Origin of the sequence: Streptococcus sp. AM28-20 (genome assembly GCF_003603595.1) — a bacterium.
Lineage (GTDB): Bacteria > Bacillota > Bacilli > Lactobacillales > Streptococcaceae > Streptococcus > Streptococcus ilei.
Genome location: NZ_QTNK01000002.1, coordinates 472,659 through 489,455, shown reverse-complemented (window position 1 = coordinate 489,455; position 16,797 = coordinate 472,659). Strand labels below are relative to the sequence as shown.

Annotated in this window: 7 protein-coding genes; all 7 read left to right on the top strand. The window is 42.6% G+C overall.

Translation table 11 applies throughout. The features are described from left to right. Positions 1 to 119: 119 nt before the first annotated feature. Positions 120 to 1,268: a polysaccharide polymerase gene (locus DW738_RS07335; protein ID WP_123160765.1), complete on the top strand. Its 1,149-nt coding sequence runs from the start codon at positions 120 to 122 to the stop codon at positions 1,266 to 1,268. A gap of 129 nt (positions 1,269 to 1,397) precedes the next feature. Beyond that, positions 1,398 to 2,495 (top strand): UDP-galactopyranose mutase, encoded by a 1,098-nt coding sequence (glf, locus tag DW738_RS07330; protein ID WP_123160699.1) that lies wholly within the window; start codon positions 1,398 to 1,400, stop codon positions 2,493 to 2,495. A gap of 15 nt (positions 2,496 to 2,510) precedes the next feature. Beyond that, a complete protein-coding gene (locus tag DW738_RS07325; protein ID WP_123160698.1) occupies positions 2,511 to 3,563 on the top strand; it encodes a sugar transferase in 1,053 nt (350 codons plus the stop codon). A 145-nt stretch (positions 3,564 to 3,708) separates the two neighbouring features. Further along, the gene (locus tag DW738_RS07320) at positions 3,709 to 7,182 is read left to right on the top strand and encodes a GBS Bsp-like repeat-containing protein (protein ID WP_123160697.1); all 3,474 of its coding nucleotides are present in this window, start codon (positions 3,709 to 3,711) and stop codon (positions 7,180 to 7,182) included. Positions 7,183 to 7,433: 251 nt separating this feature from the next. Continuing rightward, on the top strand, positions 7,434 to 9,884 hold the full coding sequence (locus DW738_RS07315; RefSeq protein WP_123160696.1) for a GBS Bsp-like repeat-containing protein: 2,451 nt from the start codon (positions 7,434 to 7,436) through the stop codon (positions 9,882 to 9,884). A 450-nt stretch (positions 9,885 to 10,334) separates the two neighbouring features. Further along, complete coding sequence (locus tag DW738_RS07310; RefSeq protein ID WP_123160695.1) at positions 10,335 to 15,671, top strand: Cna B-type domain-containing protein; 5,337 nt, start codon at positions 10,335 to 10,337, stop codon at positions 15,669 to 15,671. A 183-nt stretch (positions 15,672 to 15,854) separates the two neighbouring features. After that, positions 15,855 to 16,790, top strand: coding sequence for a zinc ABC transporter substrate-binding protein (locus tag DW738_RS07305; protein WP_023027363.1), 936 nt, complete (start codon positions 15,855 to 15,857; stop codon positions 16,788 to 16,790). Positions 16,791 to 16,797 lie beyond the last annotated feature (7 nt).

Sequence of the window (16,797 nt, the reverse complement as noted above, 5' to 3'; positions counted from 1 at the left end):
TAAAAGATTCATGCTGAGCTTGGATACACATAGTAAGATGGGTGCTTGAGTTTTCAAAAGTAGACCGGTCTGACTTTGGTGATTCTTGGTTTCATGTTTTTTATCAATGTATTATCAATATGTTAAAAATGAAATTTGACGACCTCCTCGTTAGTGTTGTCGTAGCTATCGTCATATTCTTTAATACCCTTTCAACAACGATGTTGAATAAAGGGATTTTTCACATGAATGCAAGCACTCTTTTGTTAGTAGTCTTGCTATTGGCATTGCGATTTTGGAACAAGATTCATGTTTCTTATACGTATTTGCTATTTTCATTAGCCTTACTATCAATTGGTGCCCTCGTATATATGAAAACTGGGAGACTCAATTTTTTAGTCTATTCCTTATTGATGTCCTTGTTAATAAGTGCAGATAGGAAGGTTGTTTTACGGACCTATATCTTTGTTGGTGGAAGTATTCTTGTATCAGTCTTCTTCTTATCTCTTTTAAAAGTCATTCCGAACTTGCAATATAGTCGGGGAGGCGTTATTCGGAATTCTTTTGGCTTTATCTATCCTACGGATTTTGCTTCGCATTGTTTTTATCTTTTCGTAGCGATATCTTATCTATTGAAGAATCGCTATATCTGGCTACGGACCTTTGTTGGATTCTTCTTGGCCGTCTTTCTCATTAAGTTTTGTGATGCTCGGATGAACGCCTATTCATTGTTGGTGGGAACCTTAATTTTTGTTTTCTTCTATCTGACCAAGGAAAAGAAAATTGGACTCTATGCCCTCATGCCATACTCAGCTGCGATCTTTTCTTCTCTCATCCTCTATCTGACTTATCACTTCTCCTGGACTTCGCCTTTCTATGTAAAAATCAATCAATTGATTACAGGGCGATTAGCCTTAGGGAAAAATGCCTTTAATTTATATGAACTAAATTGGTTTGGAACTAGAGGGGTTCAATTTATTGGTTCAGGGGGGAGCACAGAGTCAGTCCTCAGCTACAACTACGTTGATTCCTCTTATGTCCAAATGCTCTTCACTTATGGTATTGTTCCGGTATTCGCCCTCGTTTTGATTTATATTGTAGTATCTAGGGATGAGTATAAGAAGGGGAGATATCTTTACGTTGCTATTCTATCTTTAATCACCGTCAACTGTATGATTGAAGCCTTTTGGTTTGTACCTTCTTATAATATTTTTATGTTTATCCTCTTCACTCGAAACACGATTGATGATAGTCCATCGGAAACAGTCGGTGAGCTATCATATAGTTAGTATTTGTATCAGGAGTGGTTGGAGAACTCACCTAAAGTATAAGAATACAATTACTGGACATGTTATTTGTATCAGTCAAAGGCATGTTAAGTTAAACACTGATGACTATCTATTAAAAGGGAGACAACTATGTACGATTATCTAATTGTTGGTGCTGGTTTATCAGGGGCAATTTTTGCTCATGAGGCAACCAAGCGTGGCAAAAAAGTAAAAGTCATTGATAAACGGGACCACATTGGTGGAAATATCTACTGTGAAAATGTTGAGGGCATCAATGTCCACAAGTACGGTGCCCACATTTTCCATACGTCCAACAAAAAAGTTTGGGACTATGTCAATCAGTTCGCTGAGTTTAACAACTATATCAACTCACCGGTGGCTAACTACAAGGGGAACCTCTACAATCTTCCCTTCAACATGAATACCTTCTACGCTATGTGGGGAACAAAGACACCACAAGAAGTCAAGGACAAGATTGCCCAGCAAACGGCTGATATGAAGGATGTTGAACCGAAAAACCTGGAAGAACAGGCCATCAAGTTGATTGGTCCAGATATCTATGAAAAATTGATCAAGGGATATACGGAGAAGCAATGGGGACGTTCTGCAACAGACCTGCCTCCATTTATCATCAAACGTCTTCCGGTTCGTTTGACCTTTGATAATAATTACTTTAACGACCGTTACCAAGGGATTCCAATCGGTGGTTACAATGTCATCATTGAAAACATGTTGGGTGATGTAGAAGTAGAACTTGGGGTTGATTTCTTCGCCAATCGTGAAGAGCTGGAAGCGTCAGCGGAAAAAGTAGTCTTTACAGGGATGATTGACCAGTACTTCGATTACAAACATGGGGAGTTGGAATACCGCAGCCTTCGGTTCGAGCATGAGACCTTGGATGAGGAAAACCATCAAGGGAATGCTGTAGTCAACTATACCGAGCGTGAGATTCCTTATACTCGGATCATTGAGCACAAGCACTTCGAGTATGGAACCCAACCGAAGACGGTGATTACCCGTGAGTACCCAGCTGATTGGAAACGGGGGGACGAACCCTATTATCCAATCAATGATGAAAAGAACAACGCTATGTTTGCCAAGTACCAAGAAGAAGCCGCTAAAAATGACAAGGTTATCTTCTGTGGGCGCCTAGCAGACTATAAATACTATGACATGCATGTGGTTATTGAGCGTGCCTTGGAAGTCGTAGCAAATGAATTTGATTGAAAGAAACAGTGATTCATGAAGTATTTTCTAAAAGAAGAGTTTTTAAAAGATTCTGGTGCTCGAAACGCCGGAAATAAGGCTAGAAATGATGTCGAGGAGATCGTCAAACGTGAAGGTTATCAACCTTTGTTGTTAACAGTTGATGATTGGTACCAAATGGGAACCCTTAAAGCCCAACAACACAAGGCGAAAGCTCTAGCTCAAGCTTTTTCTCAGTTGAAATCAGGGGATCAATTATTGATTCAATTTCCTATGCTTCATCATAGTTTTTTCACCACTCGCTTGGTAAGAAAAATCCAGCGGAGAGGGGTGAAAGTCTACTTTATTATCCATGATTTGGAAGCTTTACGCTATGCGAATTTGGATACAGTACCTTTGAAGCATAAGATTCGGGTTCATCTTCAAGAATCAAGTTTGTTGAAGATAGCTGATGGAGTGATTGCTCATAATCCGATTATGAAATCAGTATTGGTGGAGAAGGGGATCCCAGAGCACAAACTAGTTAGTTTAGAAATTTTTGACTACCTCATTCCGAATTACCAAGAGAAAGATGGTCTATCAAAGGATCAACCAATCATTGTAGCAGGGAATTTAGCCCAAGAAAAAGCAGGCTACCTTTATCAATTGCCTGCTAGACCGGCCTACAATCTCTATGGTGTCGGCTTTGACGAGAGCAGAGCACTTGCTAACGAGACCTATTTTGGCTCCTTCCTGCCTGATGAGCTTCCTGCAGCTCTTGAAGGTGGCTTTGGTCTTGTCTGGGATGGGGATAGTGCGGAAACCTGTAGTGGTGTTTTTGGCGAATACCTTCGCTACAACAACTCTCACAAGGCGTCGCTTTATCTAGCATCGGGCTTCCCGCTGGTGGTGTGGAAACAGTCAGCCTTGTCTCACTTTGTGCTTGAGAAGGGCTGTGGGATTGCAGTAGAGTCGCTTCATGACTTGAAGGAGACCATCGACAATCTTTCAGATGCCGATTACCAAGATTTGGTAGACAATGCCAAGCGTGTTGGCCAAGAAATCCGAGATGGTCACTACTTAAAGACAGCCTTAAAGCATTTATCATAAGATCAAAAGAAGTCAGACAGACTTCTTTTTTTAGTTTTTCAAAAAAATATCACTAATTTTAAAAATTTGCCTTATGAAACTTTTCATCGTTAAAACCGTGTGGTAAAATGATTAACGTATAAAATTTGTATAAAGGGAAGTTTATATGAAAAAGAAAGATCTTATTTTTTATGCCGGAGCGGCAGTCTTGATGGCTGTATCTGCTCAAGGAGTGAGCGCAGATGAGGTGGTTTCAAAAGAATCTACTTCTGAAGGCAACCAAGTCCAAGCTGAAACAGCCCCAGAAGTAGCCGTTGCTGAAAAGTCGGTAGCACCTGTCGCAAGCAACTATGCAGCACCAGCAACTGTGACAGAACCAGCTGTGGCACCTGCGAGCAAGGTCGCGGCTTCAGAAAGTGGAACCACATCTGTAGAGAAAGCTACAGAAGCATCGACTACTGAGAAAGAAGAAACTCCTCTTCCGTCTGACACAGGAAGCACGACCTTCTTTAACACAGGCGCTCACGCTCCAGCTGGTCGCTCAACAGATGTAGCGGTTCAGCCAAAATCATTCGTTGATGTGAGTAGCCATAACGGAGACATTAGTATTGGTGACTATCGTACCCTAGCTAATAAAGGCGTGGGCGGTGTCGTTGTCAAATTGACAGAAGATACTTGGTACAAGAACCCGAATGCGGAGAACCAAATTCGCAATGCGCAAGCAGCTGGTTTGCAAGTATCGACCTACCACTTCTCTCGCTATACTTCTGAAGAAGCAGCGCGTGCAGAAGCACGGTTCTATATCGCAGCGGCGCAACGCTTTAGTCTTCCAAAGAACACCCTCATGGTCAATGACTTTGAGGATGCCAAGATGCAGCCAAATATTAACCGCAACACCCAAGCTTGGGCTGACGAAATGCGTAAAAATGGCTACACCAACTTGATGTTCTACACCAGTGCTAGCTGGTTGGATGAAAACAACCTTCGCAAGAAAGGTCCTGTCAACACCGCTCAATTTGGGCTTCAGAATTTCTGGGTTGCGCAATATCCTTCTCCAAAACTGTCTGTAAACGATGCGAAAAGCTTGCGTTACAATGGGAAAGCTGGCGCGTGGCAGTTCACTTCTCAAGCGGAATTGCTTCCAGGAAAACACCTATTTGACCACAGTGTGGACTATACCGGTCGCTTCACAGCGAACGCAAAACCTGCAGCGGATCCAACAGAAGGCAGCTTAAGTGGGAAGATTGATATTGTCAATAACGATACTATGACGGGACGCTTTGACGTTGTCATCTCAAATGTTAAGGCGCCAAATGGAGTTCGAACCGTTTCTGTCCCAATCTGGTCAGAAACAGGTGGTCAAGATGACCTTGTTTGGTATACAGCCAACCGTCAAGCCAATGGGACCTATACCGTCAATGTAAAAGCAGCGGACCATAAAAACTCAACCGGTCTTTACAATGTCCATCTTTACTATGTTCAGAATAATGAACAAATGACGGGTGTGGGCGGAACAACGACGACAGTAGCCATTGGAAAGAAAAATCAGACTCCGGTTTCAGCGGATCTGACTATTGCAAAATCAGAAAAAGACGGCACCTTCACCATTACTGCTAAAAATCTTCAAGGTTTCGATGGCTACAAGGAAGTGAAGATTCCATTCTGGTCTCATGCCAATGGGATGAAAGACATCATCTGGTACACTCCGACTCGCCAAGCAGACGGTTCATATACTGTAACAGCCAAAGCTAGTGACCACGAAAACGCTGATGGCAAATACGAAGCGCAGGTCTTCTATGTAGACGCCCAAGGTCAAAACAAATTTGTGAAAAAGGCCTTTATCGATTATACGGCGACAAAACTGGCCAATGCTGTCGCAGCTGATCTGACTATTACAAAATCAGAAAAAGATGGCACCTTCACCATTACAGCTAAGAACCTTCAAGGTTTCGATGGTTATAAAGAAGTGAAGATTCCATTCTGGTCTCATGCCAATGGGATGAAAGATATCATCTGGTACACTCCAACTCGTCAAGCAGACGGTTCATATACTGTAACAACTAAAGCCAGTGACCACGAAAACGCTGATGGCAAGTACGAAGCGCAAGTCTTCTATGTGGACGCCAAGGGCCAAAACAAGTTTGTGAAAAAGGCCTTTATTAATTATACAGCTTCTAAACCATCTGCCGATCTGATCATTACGAAATCAGAAAAAGATGGCACCTTCACTATCACAGCTAAGAACCTTCAAGGCTTCGACGGCTACAAGGAAGTGAAGATTCCATTCTGGTCTCATGCCAATGGGATGAAAGATATCATCTGGTACACTCCAACTCGTCAAGCAGACGGTTCATATACTGTAACAGCCAAAGCTAGTGACCACGAAAACGCTGATGGCAAGTACGAAGCGCAGGTCTTCTATGTGGATGCCAAAGGCCAAAACAAGTTTGTCAAGAAAGCCTTTATTGATTACAAGAATCAATCTCGTCCAACCGGCACTCTCTTGATCCAAAACAACAACAAGGATACAGGTACCTTTGATGTCATCATCAAGGATGTCTACAGCCCTAAAGGGGTGCGGACTGTGCAAGTTCCTACTTGGTCTGATAAGGACGGCCAAGACGACATCCGCTGGTATGAAGCTACTCGTCAAGCAAACGGAGACTACAAGGTATCTGTAAAAGCGAGTGACCACAAGAACTCTACTGGTAAGTACCATATTCACCTCTATTACATTCAAAATGATGGTTCTCGTGTAGGCGTTGGTACCACAACTACAGATGTTGAATTCCGAAATGCCCAGACCAAGACGCAAGCTGCTATTAAGAATGTCAATTCTGGTGCTGGAACCTTTACGGTAACGGTGGACCAAGCACCTCAGGGACGTCAGATTAAGAATATTCGTGTCGCAGCTTGGTCTAAAGCGCACCAAGAAAATCTTTACTGGTATTCCGCAACACCGACAGGTATGCATACAGAGATCACTGTCTCTGCCAATAATCACGGTAATGAAGCGGGCAACTATACCACTCACGTCTATGTAGACTACAAAGATGGTGGCGTTGAAGGTTTTAACCTCGGTCAAACAGCCTTATCCCCACGGAATCAAAAGGTGAATCCACAAACAAACTATTATTCTCAACGCGATCCTCGTTGGGGAGGGAAATGGTACGGCGTCAGCAACATGGACCAATCGGGCTGTGTTCCAACTTCCTTAGCTATGGCATTTACGGATATTCTCGGAAGAGAAGTGCTACCCACGACAGTAGCGGATTATCTGTATTACAATACCAATTCCTTTAATAAAATTGCTGTAGCTGGAACTGATGCAGATGGACTAGTGGCTGCTACTAAGCATTGGGGATTGACGAGCCAAATGCTTACAGGGAAAGATGCAATTGCAGCTACCTTAGTATCAGGAAAACACGTTCTTGCTGCAGTTGAGGAAAGCATCTTTATCAATGCTCCTTATACGCATGAAATTGTCTTGCAGGGCTACGATAATGGGAAAACTTATGTAAGAGATCCATTCAACCCTGCTAATAACGGTTGGCATTCTATTGATTACATCTTCTCGGTAAAAAGTACAGATCCAATTGATGCAAAATTAGGATCGCCATTTTTCAGTGTTTTTGCTTAGCTATTTCTAAAAAAGTAAGTAAATTTTATTCAATGGCAATCAGGTATAATCCATCTTATTTTTAAAAAACGAGTATTCTCATAGACGGAGATACTCGTTTTTAATTTTAAAGTATAGGGACTTACTGAATCAACCAAGACTTTATTTTTCTACTTCAACTTATACTTTTTATAGAGGTTCCATGATCCGGTGGTTTGTGCTATAATACTACTATGTGGATACAATCCGTAAAAAATTGTAAGGGAAGATACATGAAAAAGAAAGATCTTATTTTTTATGCTGGGACAGCCGTTTTGTTAGCTTTTTCGACACAACAAGTCAAAGCTGATGAGCAACATGCGTCCGATCAAACACCAGAAAATACATCAGCTGTCGTTGCAAATACAACAACTTCATCAGAAGCACAGAATACTGTGAACGAAGGAGTGGGAGTTAAGAAAGGTGTTCAGACAGAAAATACCGTTGCAACAGCGATAGCACCTGTCACACAGACTGTTAGTGACAATCAGTCTTCTGAGCAGGTCACTGACGAGAAGGGTTCATTAGAGCAACCAGCACCTACTGTGGTAGCTAGTCGCGCCCCATACGGCGCACGCGCACGAGTGGTAGAAACACGAAATGAGAGTGTCCCTCAACAGGAATCTCCAGTTTCTGCAGATTTGAATATTGAAAAATCAGATTCAGAAGGTACCTTCACCATCACAGCCAAGAACCTCAAAGGCCTTGAGGGCTACAAGGAAGTGAAAATTCCTTTCTGGTCGCATGCCAATGGAATGAAGGATATCGTTTGGTATAGCCCAAGTCGTCAAACAGATGGTTCTTATACGGTTACAGCTAATGTCAATGATCATGAAAATGCCAGCGGGAAGTACGAAGCACAGGTCTTCTATGTGGACTATCAAGGTCGCAACACCTTTGTGAAGAAGGCCTTTGTCGATCGTGCAAAGCCAAGTGCTGACTTATCAATCTCTAATCCGGATTCTAATGGGAACTTTACGATCACAGCCAAGAACCTCAAAGGCTTTGAGGGTTACAAGGAAGTGAAGATTCCTTTCTGGTCGCATGCCAATGGAATGAAGGACATCGTCTGGTATAGCCCAAGTCGTCAAGCAGATGGTTCTTATACAGTTACAGCTAATGTCAGTAATCATGAAAATGCCAGTGGGAAGTACGAAGCTCAGCTCTTTTATGTAGACCAACAAGGTCGCAATACCTTTGTGAAGAAGGCCTTTGTCGATCGTGCGAAGCCAAGTGCAGATATCACTATCTCAAAAAATGAGGTAGAAGGTACCTTTACGATCACAGCTAAGAACCTCAAGGGCTTTGAGGGCTACAAGGAAGTGAAGATTCCTTTCTGGTCACAAGCGAATGGGATGAAGGACATTGTTTGGTATCGTCCAAGCCGTCAAGCGGATGGCTCTTATACGGTTACAGCCAAGGCCAGTGATCATGAAAATGCGAATGGTCAGTATGAAGCTCAGCTCTTTTATGTAGACCATAAAGGTCAGAATACCTTTGTGAAGAAAACCTTCGTCCAGTATGAAGGGAAAACAAGTCCGACTGGTACGATCACAATCCAAAACAACAACAAGGATACGGGAACTTTTGACGTCATTATTAAAGATGTCTACAGCCCTAAAGGCGTACGGACCATTCAAGTTCCGACCTGGTCTGATAAGGACGGTCAAGATGATATCCGTTGGTACGAAGCGACTCGTCAAGCAAACGGAGAATACAAGGTTTCTGTCAAGGCTAGCGATCACAAGAACTCCACTGGCAAATACCATGTTCATCTTTATTACATCCAAAATGATGGCTCGCGTGTAGGGGCTGGAACAACAACCACAGAAGTGAAATTTAGAAATCTGACGACCAATACCCAAACAGGGATCAAGAATGTTAATTCTGGTGCGGGAACCTTTACGGTAACAGTGGACCAAGCACCTCAGGGACGTCGGATCAAGAATATCCGTGTTGCTGCTTGGTCTCAAGCTCATCAAGAAAATCTCTACTGGTATACTACAGCACCTTCTGGTACGCATACAGAAGTGCAAGTCTCTGCAGCGAATCACCAATACCAGAAAGGGAACTACACCACTCACGTCTATGTGGACTATGTGGATGGTGGCGTTGAAGGTTTTGACTTGGGTCAAACGGCTCTTTCACCTCGTGAGACAGTTGATCAAGCAGCATACACTCCTCGTGTTACGAATGGACAACGAGATCGGGTTCTTCGAGCAGCTGCAAATTTAGTAGGTGTTCGAAGTGGAAGTGCAGCCCATCATCAATTGGTCAAGGATTACAATAGCATAAATCCCCTACCAGTTGGATACGCTGTGAAAAATTCTGATGATTGGTGTGATGTGTTTGTCACAACAGTTTTCCAACGCGAAGGCCTTAGTCATTTGATTGGTCGGGAGTGTGGCGTAGAGCGCCATATCCAAATTTTTAAACGTTTAGGTATTTGGAATGAGGATGGAGCTTCTACACCAAAAGCAGGTGATATTATTACCTTTAACTGGGACCAAGACTCTCAACAGAATAATGGATTTGCGGATCATATTGGGATTGTAGAACGCGTCGAAAATGGACTGATTCATACAATCGAAGGAAATTCCGGTGTTGTTGGTACTGTCAAACGCAATGTATACCGTATCGGACACGGCAATATCCGCGGATTTGCGACACCACGTTATAAATAAGATACAAGCTTTTCAGCATTTTTGCTTAAGGACTTTTCTATAATAGAAAGACAACCAGCTCCGAAAGAGGGCTGGTTTTTTGCATCCCTTTGATGACGGGAGAAGTCATTAGACAGGGAACTTGAGTCAAAAAGCTCAGAAATATCCTAAAGATATCCATGCAAGCTCTTTAGAGGCATTATAGAGGGGTATAAAAAAGCTATGGAAACAAGTGATGAAGGCATAAAATAGATCCAAAAAAACAGCTTGCAATCATATTTTAGGAGAACTTAACCTAAATTAGCTGGTTGATGCAAAAATCAAGAAAACTTTAAAAAAACAAAAACATTAGACTGCCCATTTGTTCATTTAGAGACATTTTTTATAAAATCGTTGGCTTAATTGACTTATATATGATAAAAATGTAATGAGGAACTTTTTGGGTTCAAAATGATAAAAGGAGATGAAAGAATGAAAAAGAGACCGTCCTTATGGACAACCTTTTTGAAAAAAGGGTTTGCCCTCTTCACTATTTTGATGATGCTGGGTCAATTGGGTCAAGGGGCTATAACAGCCTTGGCGCAAGAGCTAGCGGTCGGAGATAATGGTGCCTTAGATGTTAGCCTCTTGTATGGAGATAAGCAAGAGCATCCAGGCGGCATGGCCTATACCACGTCTGACACCATGTCTGGCTACATTCAGATGACACCTAAAAATCTGACAACAGATCTCGATGATGTAGTGGTGAATTTAGTGCTTCCAGGGAAATACTTGGATGAGGTGAATGTTCCCGAGTTCAATAGTAGTTCACAACATGATGCACCATCTGTGACCAAGGTAGGGGATGATTACCATGTCAGCCTACATTTTACCAACTACCAAAAATCTGAAGTCTTGACCCTGCCATTCATTGCCAAGTTTAAGTTAGGATTCCCTCCAACTAACTACTCGATGGATATTACAGGGACACTCAATATCAATGGTGCTGAGACTGCTATAAATAGTATCACTTGGAAACCTCAATACAAGGATTATACCTTGACCAAGTTTGTCAATCAGAACTATGATGCGACGATGTCCAGAGACTATGCGGAAGCATCTCCAGGGATTGTAACTGGAGCAGATGGCAAAAAGTACATTGAAAAAGCTACTTCAGTTCCGTTTGCCTTCTTGTTAGATGGGATGCGTGGACAGTACAATGGTAGCTATCGTCAGTTGGAATCTGCAACAATCACAGATAAGCTGCCAACCTATACGGACAAAGATGGAAAAACTCGTACAGCGGTTCTAGATACAGAAAAATCAGAAGGTTGGGTCGATAATGGAGATGGTACGGTTTCAAAAACTTTTGTTGCCGATGCCAATGCCAATCCTCAAAACTATCATTCAGATTTGATGCAAAAAATTCAAGACAAGAGTTTCTTGTACTTGAAATTCCCTGATTTGGTCATGGAAAAAGACCAAACCTTAGAAGATGTCTTAGTGAAAGATTTGACCAATACGGCGTCTGTCGTGGGGATTCCTGCGGAACGTGGTGATGGAGAGCCGGATGTAACGGCTGAAGATTCTCTCATCTTCCGACTCACTTCACGTGACTTGGAAGGTAAAGGAGCCTTTGCTAAGCAAGCAGATGGAAATGTCTACGATTCGACAGACTACAAGGCGGCTAACTACAAGTGGCTCTTGAAATACAATAATACCACACCATTTGCTCAAAAGAATGTTGTCTTTTATGATGAGCAAGTAGACTCGCGCTTGAAGTTTACCAAAATTGAATATGGTCGTATGTTGATTGGGATCTATGGAAATGGACCTCTGATCAATCAATACGTGAAACGCATCATCCTAACCATGGAAGATGGTTCGACTAAAGAAATCCAACCAGAGGCAGACAAGGATGGATTTGGAAACATTGATTTGACCAAATATGGAACGGTTGTCGGATGGAAACTGGAAATGAAAGATGACTTCGAGCTTCCATCTGGTCAAGGGATTTATATTTCTACCTATACAGCTTTCAAGGATCCAGAAAAGACCCATATCGATCAGAATGATGAGTCCAAGAATGCCTATGAAAATACGGGGCGGATCACCTATAAAACCCAGTCAGGGGCAGACAGAGACCAATCTGCTAAATGGCAGTTCAAGCTTCTTCCATTGACAGAAAATGTTAATCTGACCAAGAATACAGATTACAACAATGTCCAATTTACAGATGGAAAGACCATTCGTTTTGCCCTATCTGCTGATGATGTTCGCTTGGATCCAGGTAAGGACTACAAAGACTTGCGGGTTATTGATCTCTTTGATCCAAATACGCTGGATATTGACTTTAATTACCTAGATCAATATTTTGATAAGAACAACACTCGTTTTTATGCCCCTTGGTACAAATCCTATGAGGTCATTGAAAACTACCACAATTCTGGCCGTTCTGCCTTGATTATCCATCTGGATCAAAAGGAATTTATCAAACGCTCGCTAGAGACTGGTGGCAAGGCTAATTTGCCATTCATCTATACTAAACTAAAAGGGAAGGCCGATGGCGGTACCTTTACCAACCATATCTATCTGGCAGGAGAAGGCCTCTGGGATTTAGAAACTGCTAATCCGAATAGAGTCGCAGTTGATAGCTATGATTTAAATAACAACGGTTCAACAACGGACAAAATCCCTCACGCGGAATCCAACTATACCATTGTCGCAGCTGAAGGTGTTTATTCTCGTAAGTTCATTGCTAAAAACGATGACTTGTCGGATGCCTCAACAGTAACTCGTATCTTCAAACCAGGGGAAACCTTTAATTACAAGTTGACCATTAAGAACAACACAGACAGGCCAGTTGAAAATACGGTGATTTATGACGTCCTCCCTAAAGTTGGGGATGTCAACACACTAGATGCTTCAGCCCGTAAGACAGAATACACAGTTAGTCTTCGCGGTCCTATCACTGCACCGGAAGGGTGGACAGCATACTACACAACGGACACCACAGTTACAGCTAGTACCATGGCACAAGCGGCAGATAGAGATATTTGGACAGCAGATGTCACAGATTATAGTAAAGTAACAGGAATTAAGGTCGTTGCCAATGAAGGAACCACGATTGGTGCTCGAAGCCAAGTAGATATTGCTGTACCTGTTGTTAATCCAAGTGAATTGACAGACCAAGTCAAGCAATTGATGCTAGAACGTACAGAAGATAACAAGGACAATGGTGGCCGTTCAGGTGTTGTACAAGCCCATAACCAATTCGGTTATAGAGCCAAAGGCCATGAAGGAAACCGTGAATCCAACACCGTAACGGCTCAAATCTTTGCGGCTAGCTTCCATGTGAAGAAGGTTGATAAAGACGATACGAGCAAAGGCTTGGCCGGTGCAGAGTTCACCTTGTCAGATGCTACTGGTGCTGTCCTTGCGACTCAAGTTTCTGATAAGGATGGCGATCTTGCCTTTACTACCCTAACAGAAGGAACTTACACACTTAAAGAGACTAAAGCTCCAGACAACTACAAGTTGGATGAGACAGAACATGCAGTCCTTGTGACCTATGATGCGGATCAACAGCTCTACCATGTGACGATTGATGGCGAAGCGACTGGTTCAAAAGCATCACCAAAAGTGATTGCAAATGAGAAAGATATCCATTATATCGATTTGGAAGCTTCTAAAGTTTGGGATGACCAAGACAATGTAGAAGGTCTTCGCCCAGAATCCATTGAATTCCAATTGTACAAGAATGGAAAAGCAGAAGGGAAGCCAGTAGCCCTTTCAGCAGGAAATGACTGGAAAGTAACCTTCAGTGCTCTTCCAGACAAAGATAAAGACGGCAAGGCGATTACCTATACCGTTAAAGAAGTCAAAGTACCGACTCATTATACAACTGATAGTCAAGAAGCACAGTTTGTTGATGGGAAAGCAACGATTACCAACAAGCGTACTCCTGAAACGACAGAAGTAACCGTGAAAAAAGTTTGGGATGATGCTCAAAATCAAGACGGTCTCCGTCCGTCAACCATCACGGTGCATCTCCTAGCAAACGGAGAGGAAGTGCAAACAGCCACTCTATCTGGTGAGGGAGATACATGGAGCCATAGCTTCACAGATTTACCAGTCTACAAGAATGGTCAGAAACTAGTCTATACGGTAACAGAAGATACAGTTGCTAACTACTCAACAGTTATCGAAGGTTCGACGATTACCAACAGCTACAAACCAGGCAAGACAAGTGTAACAGTGACCAAGAAGTGGGTTGATGCAGAAAACCAAGATGGCCTTCGTCCGAAGAGCATCAAGGTCCAACTCTATGCTAATGACCAAAAATCAGGTAAAGAGGTAGAACTTTCTGCAGATAACGACTGGACCTATACCTTCTCTGACTTGGATGAGAAAAAAGCTGGTCAAGCTGTTCAGTATACAGTGAAAGAGATTGAAGTACCGAAAGGGTATACTCAGACTGTAGAAGCGACCAATCCAGGTCAGGTAGTGATTAGCAATACGCACACTCCTTCTAAGACGAAAGTTCAAGTAACCAAGAAATGGGAAGATGCCAATAACCAAGATGGCCTTCGTCCAGCAACGATTACGGTCAAACTTTATAAAGATGGAGTTGCTACAGACCAGACCCTGGAATTATCAGAAGCTAACCAGTGGCAAGGATCTTTTGAAAATCTTAATGAAAAAGCAGCCGGTAAGGCCATTCACTACACTGTGAAAGAAGAGAATGTCCCAGAAGGCTACACCCTTTCAATTGATGACAAGGATCCAGCACATCCTATCTTGACCAATAAGCATGAGCCGACTGTCACTCAGGTTAAGGTAACCAAGAAATGGGAAGATGCTAATAACCAAGATGGCCTTCGTCCAAAAGAAATTCAAGTTCAATTGTATGCAGGTGATCAAGAGGTGGGCGAGAAAGTTGTCTTGTCTACTGACAATAAGTGGACTCATACCTTTACTAAACTTCCAGAAAAAGCAAATGGAGAGATCATTCACTATTCTGTTAAGGAAGTAGTAGTTCCTAAAGGCTACACCGTAACAGAAGAGAGACAGGAGAAGGGTGATATTGTCTTGACCAATACACATACCCCAAGTACGGTGGATATTCCAGTCATGAAGATCTGGGCTGACAATGACAACCAAGATGGCCTTCGTCCGGCTAAGATTACTGTGAATCTTTATGCCAACGGTGAAAAGGTGGCCCACAAAGATATCACAAGCGAGACAGATTGGAGAGAAACCTTTACTGGACTTCCTGAATTTAAGGATGGTAAGAAAATTGTCTACACTCTTCAAGAAGAACGAGTTGAGAATTATTCACCAAGTATTGACCAAGAAAGCTATACCATTACCAATACGCACACTCCAGGTAAGACGAGCCTCTCTGTAACTAAACAGTGGGATGACCAAGAGGATAAAGACGGCCTTCGTCCGAAGAGTGTGAAAGTGCAACTGTATGCGGATGGTAAGAAGTCTGGTGAAGTCATTGAGTTGTCAGCTGAGAACAAGTGGACTCATACCTTTGCGAACTTAGACAAACATGTCAAGGGCAAAGCTGTCACCTATACGGTGGAAGAAGTCGATGTTCCAACAGGTTACCAAGTGACGAAAACAGATGACGGTCAAGGTAATGTTGTTCTGACCAATAAACATGAACCAACAAAACCAGTTACACCAGAGCCTAAGAAACCAGGTAAGAAGATTGGTTTCTTGCCAAGCACTGGTACAACCATCTCCTTGATTAGCTTGGTATTAGCCTTTGTGGTAGCAAGCAGTGCAGCTTATCTCCTTAAAAAGAAGAAAAAATAAGCGCATTTCTTGATTAACAATTGTTTAATCAATCGCGAGAATAGAAGAGGCCCCTTAGGGGGCCTCTTTTTTCTGTGTGGTCAAAAATACAAAAAATTCTTGACAAACTAAAAAATTAGCGTTATTATTAACTAGTTAATTAACCGCTTAATAAACCGATTAAGAAAAAGAAAGGGATTATACATGTTTGGGAGGAAACTAAGGGCCTTAGGAATAGGATTCATCTGCCTCTTGTTGTTGGTGGCTTGTGGAAGCCAGAGAAGTTCGGGAGCTGATTCAACGAAAAAGGGGCTCAAAATTGTGACGAGTTTTTATCCTGTCTATTCCCTAGTTAAGGAGATTTCAGGCGATCGAAACGAGGTCTGGATGGTTCAGTCAGGCGCTGGGATTCATGATTACGAACCTTCGGCCAAGGAGACAGCCCAGATCTATGACGCGGATGTCTTTATCTACCATTCTCAAACACTCGAATCTTGGGCTGGACGTCTAGATCCTAGCTTGCAAGACTCGAAATTGCGGGTTATCGAAGCCAGCAAAGGAATGGAATTGGATAAGGTTGCTGGATTAGAGGATATTGAGGATACGGCAGGCAAGGATGCAAAAAACTTGTATGACCCTCATACTTGGATGGATCCACTGAAAATTGCTGAAGAAGGAAAGATCATCGCCCAAGAGTTGGGAGACATTGATCCAGAGAACAGAAGTTATTATGAGGCCAATGCTCAAAAACTTGAAAAACGCTGTGAGGCTTTGGTGGCCAAATACCAGCCACTCTTTGAAAAAGCGACACAAAAGACCTTCGTGACCCAGCATACAGCCTTCTCTTATCTAGCCAAGCGCTTTGGCCTGAAACAATTAGGAATCGCAGGGATCTCGCCTGAGCAGGAACCAACAGCCCGTCAATTGGCTGAGATTCAACAATTTGTCAAGGATTATCAAGTTCAGACGATCTTTGTTGAGAAGCATACCTCATCCAAGGTGGCCGATAGCATTGCCAAGGCGACAGGGGCAAAAGTGAAGGTGTTAGATCCTCTCGAAGCGGATCCGGAAAATAATAAAGATCTCTTAGAGAACTTAGAAGAAAATATGGCTAGTCTAGCGAAAGAATTACAGGAGTGAGTAAAAA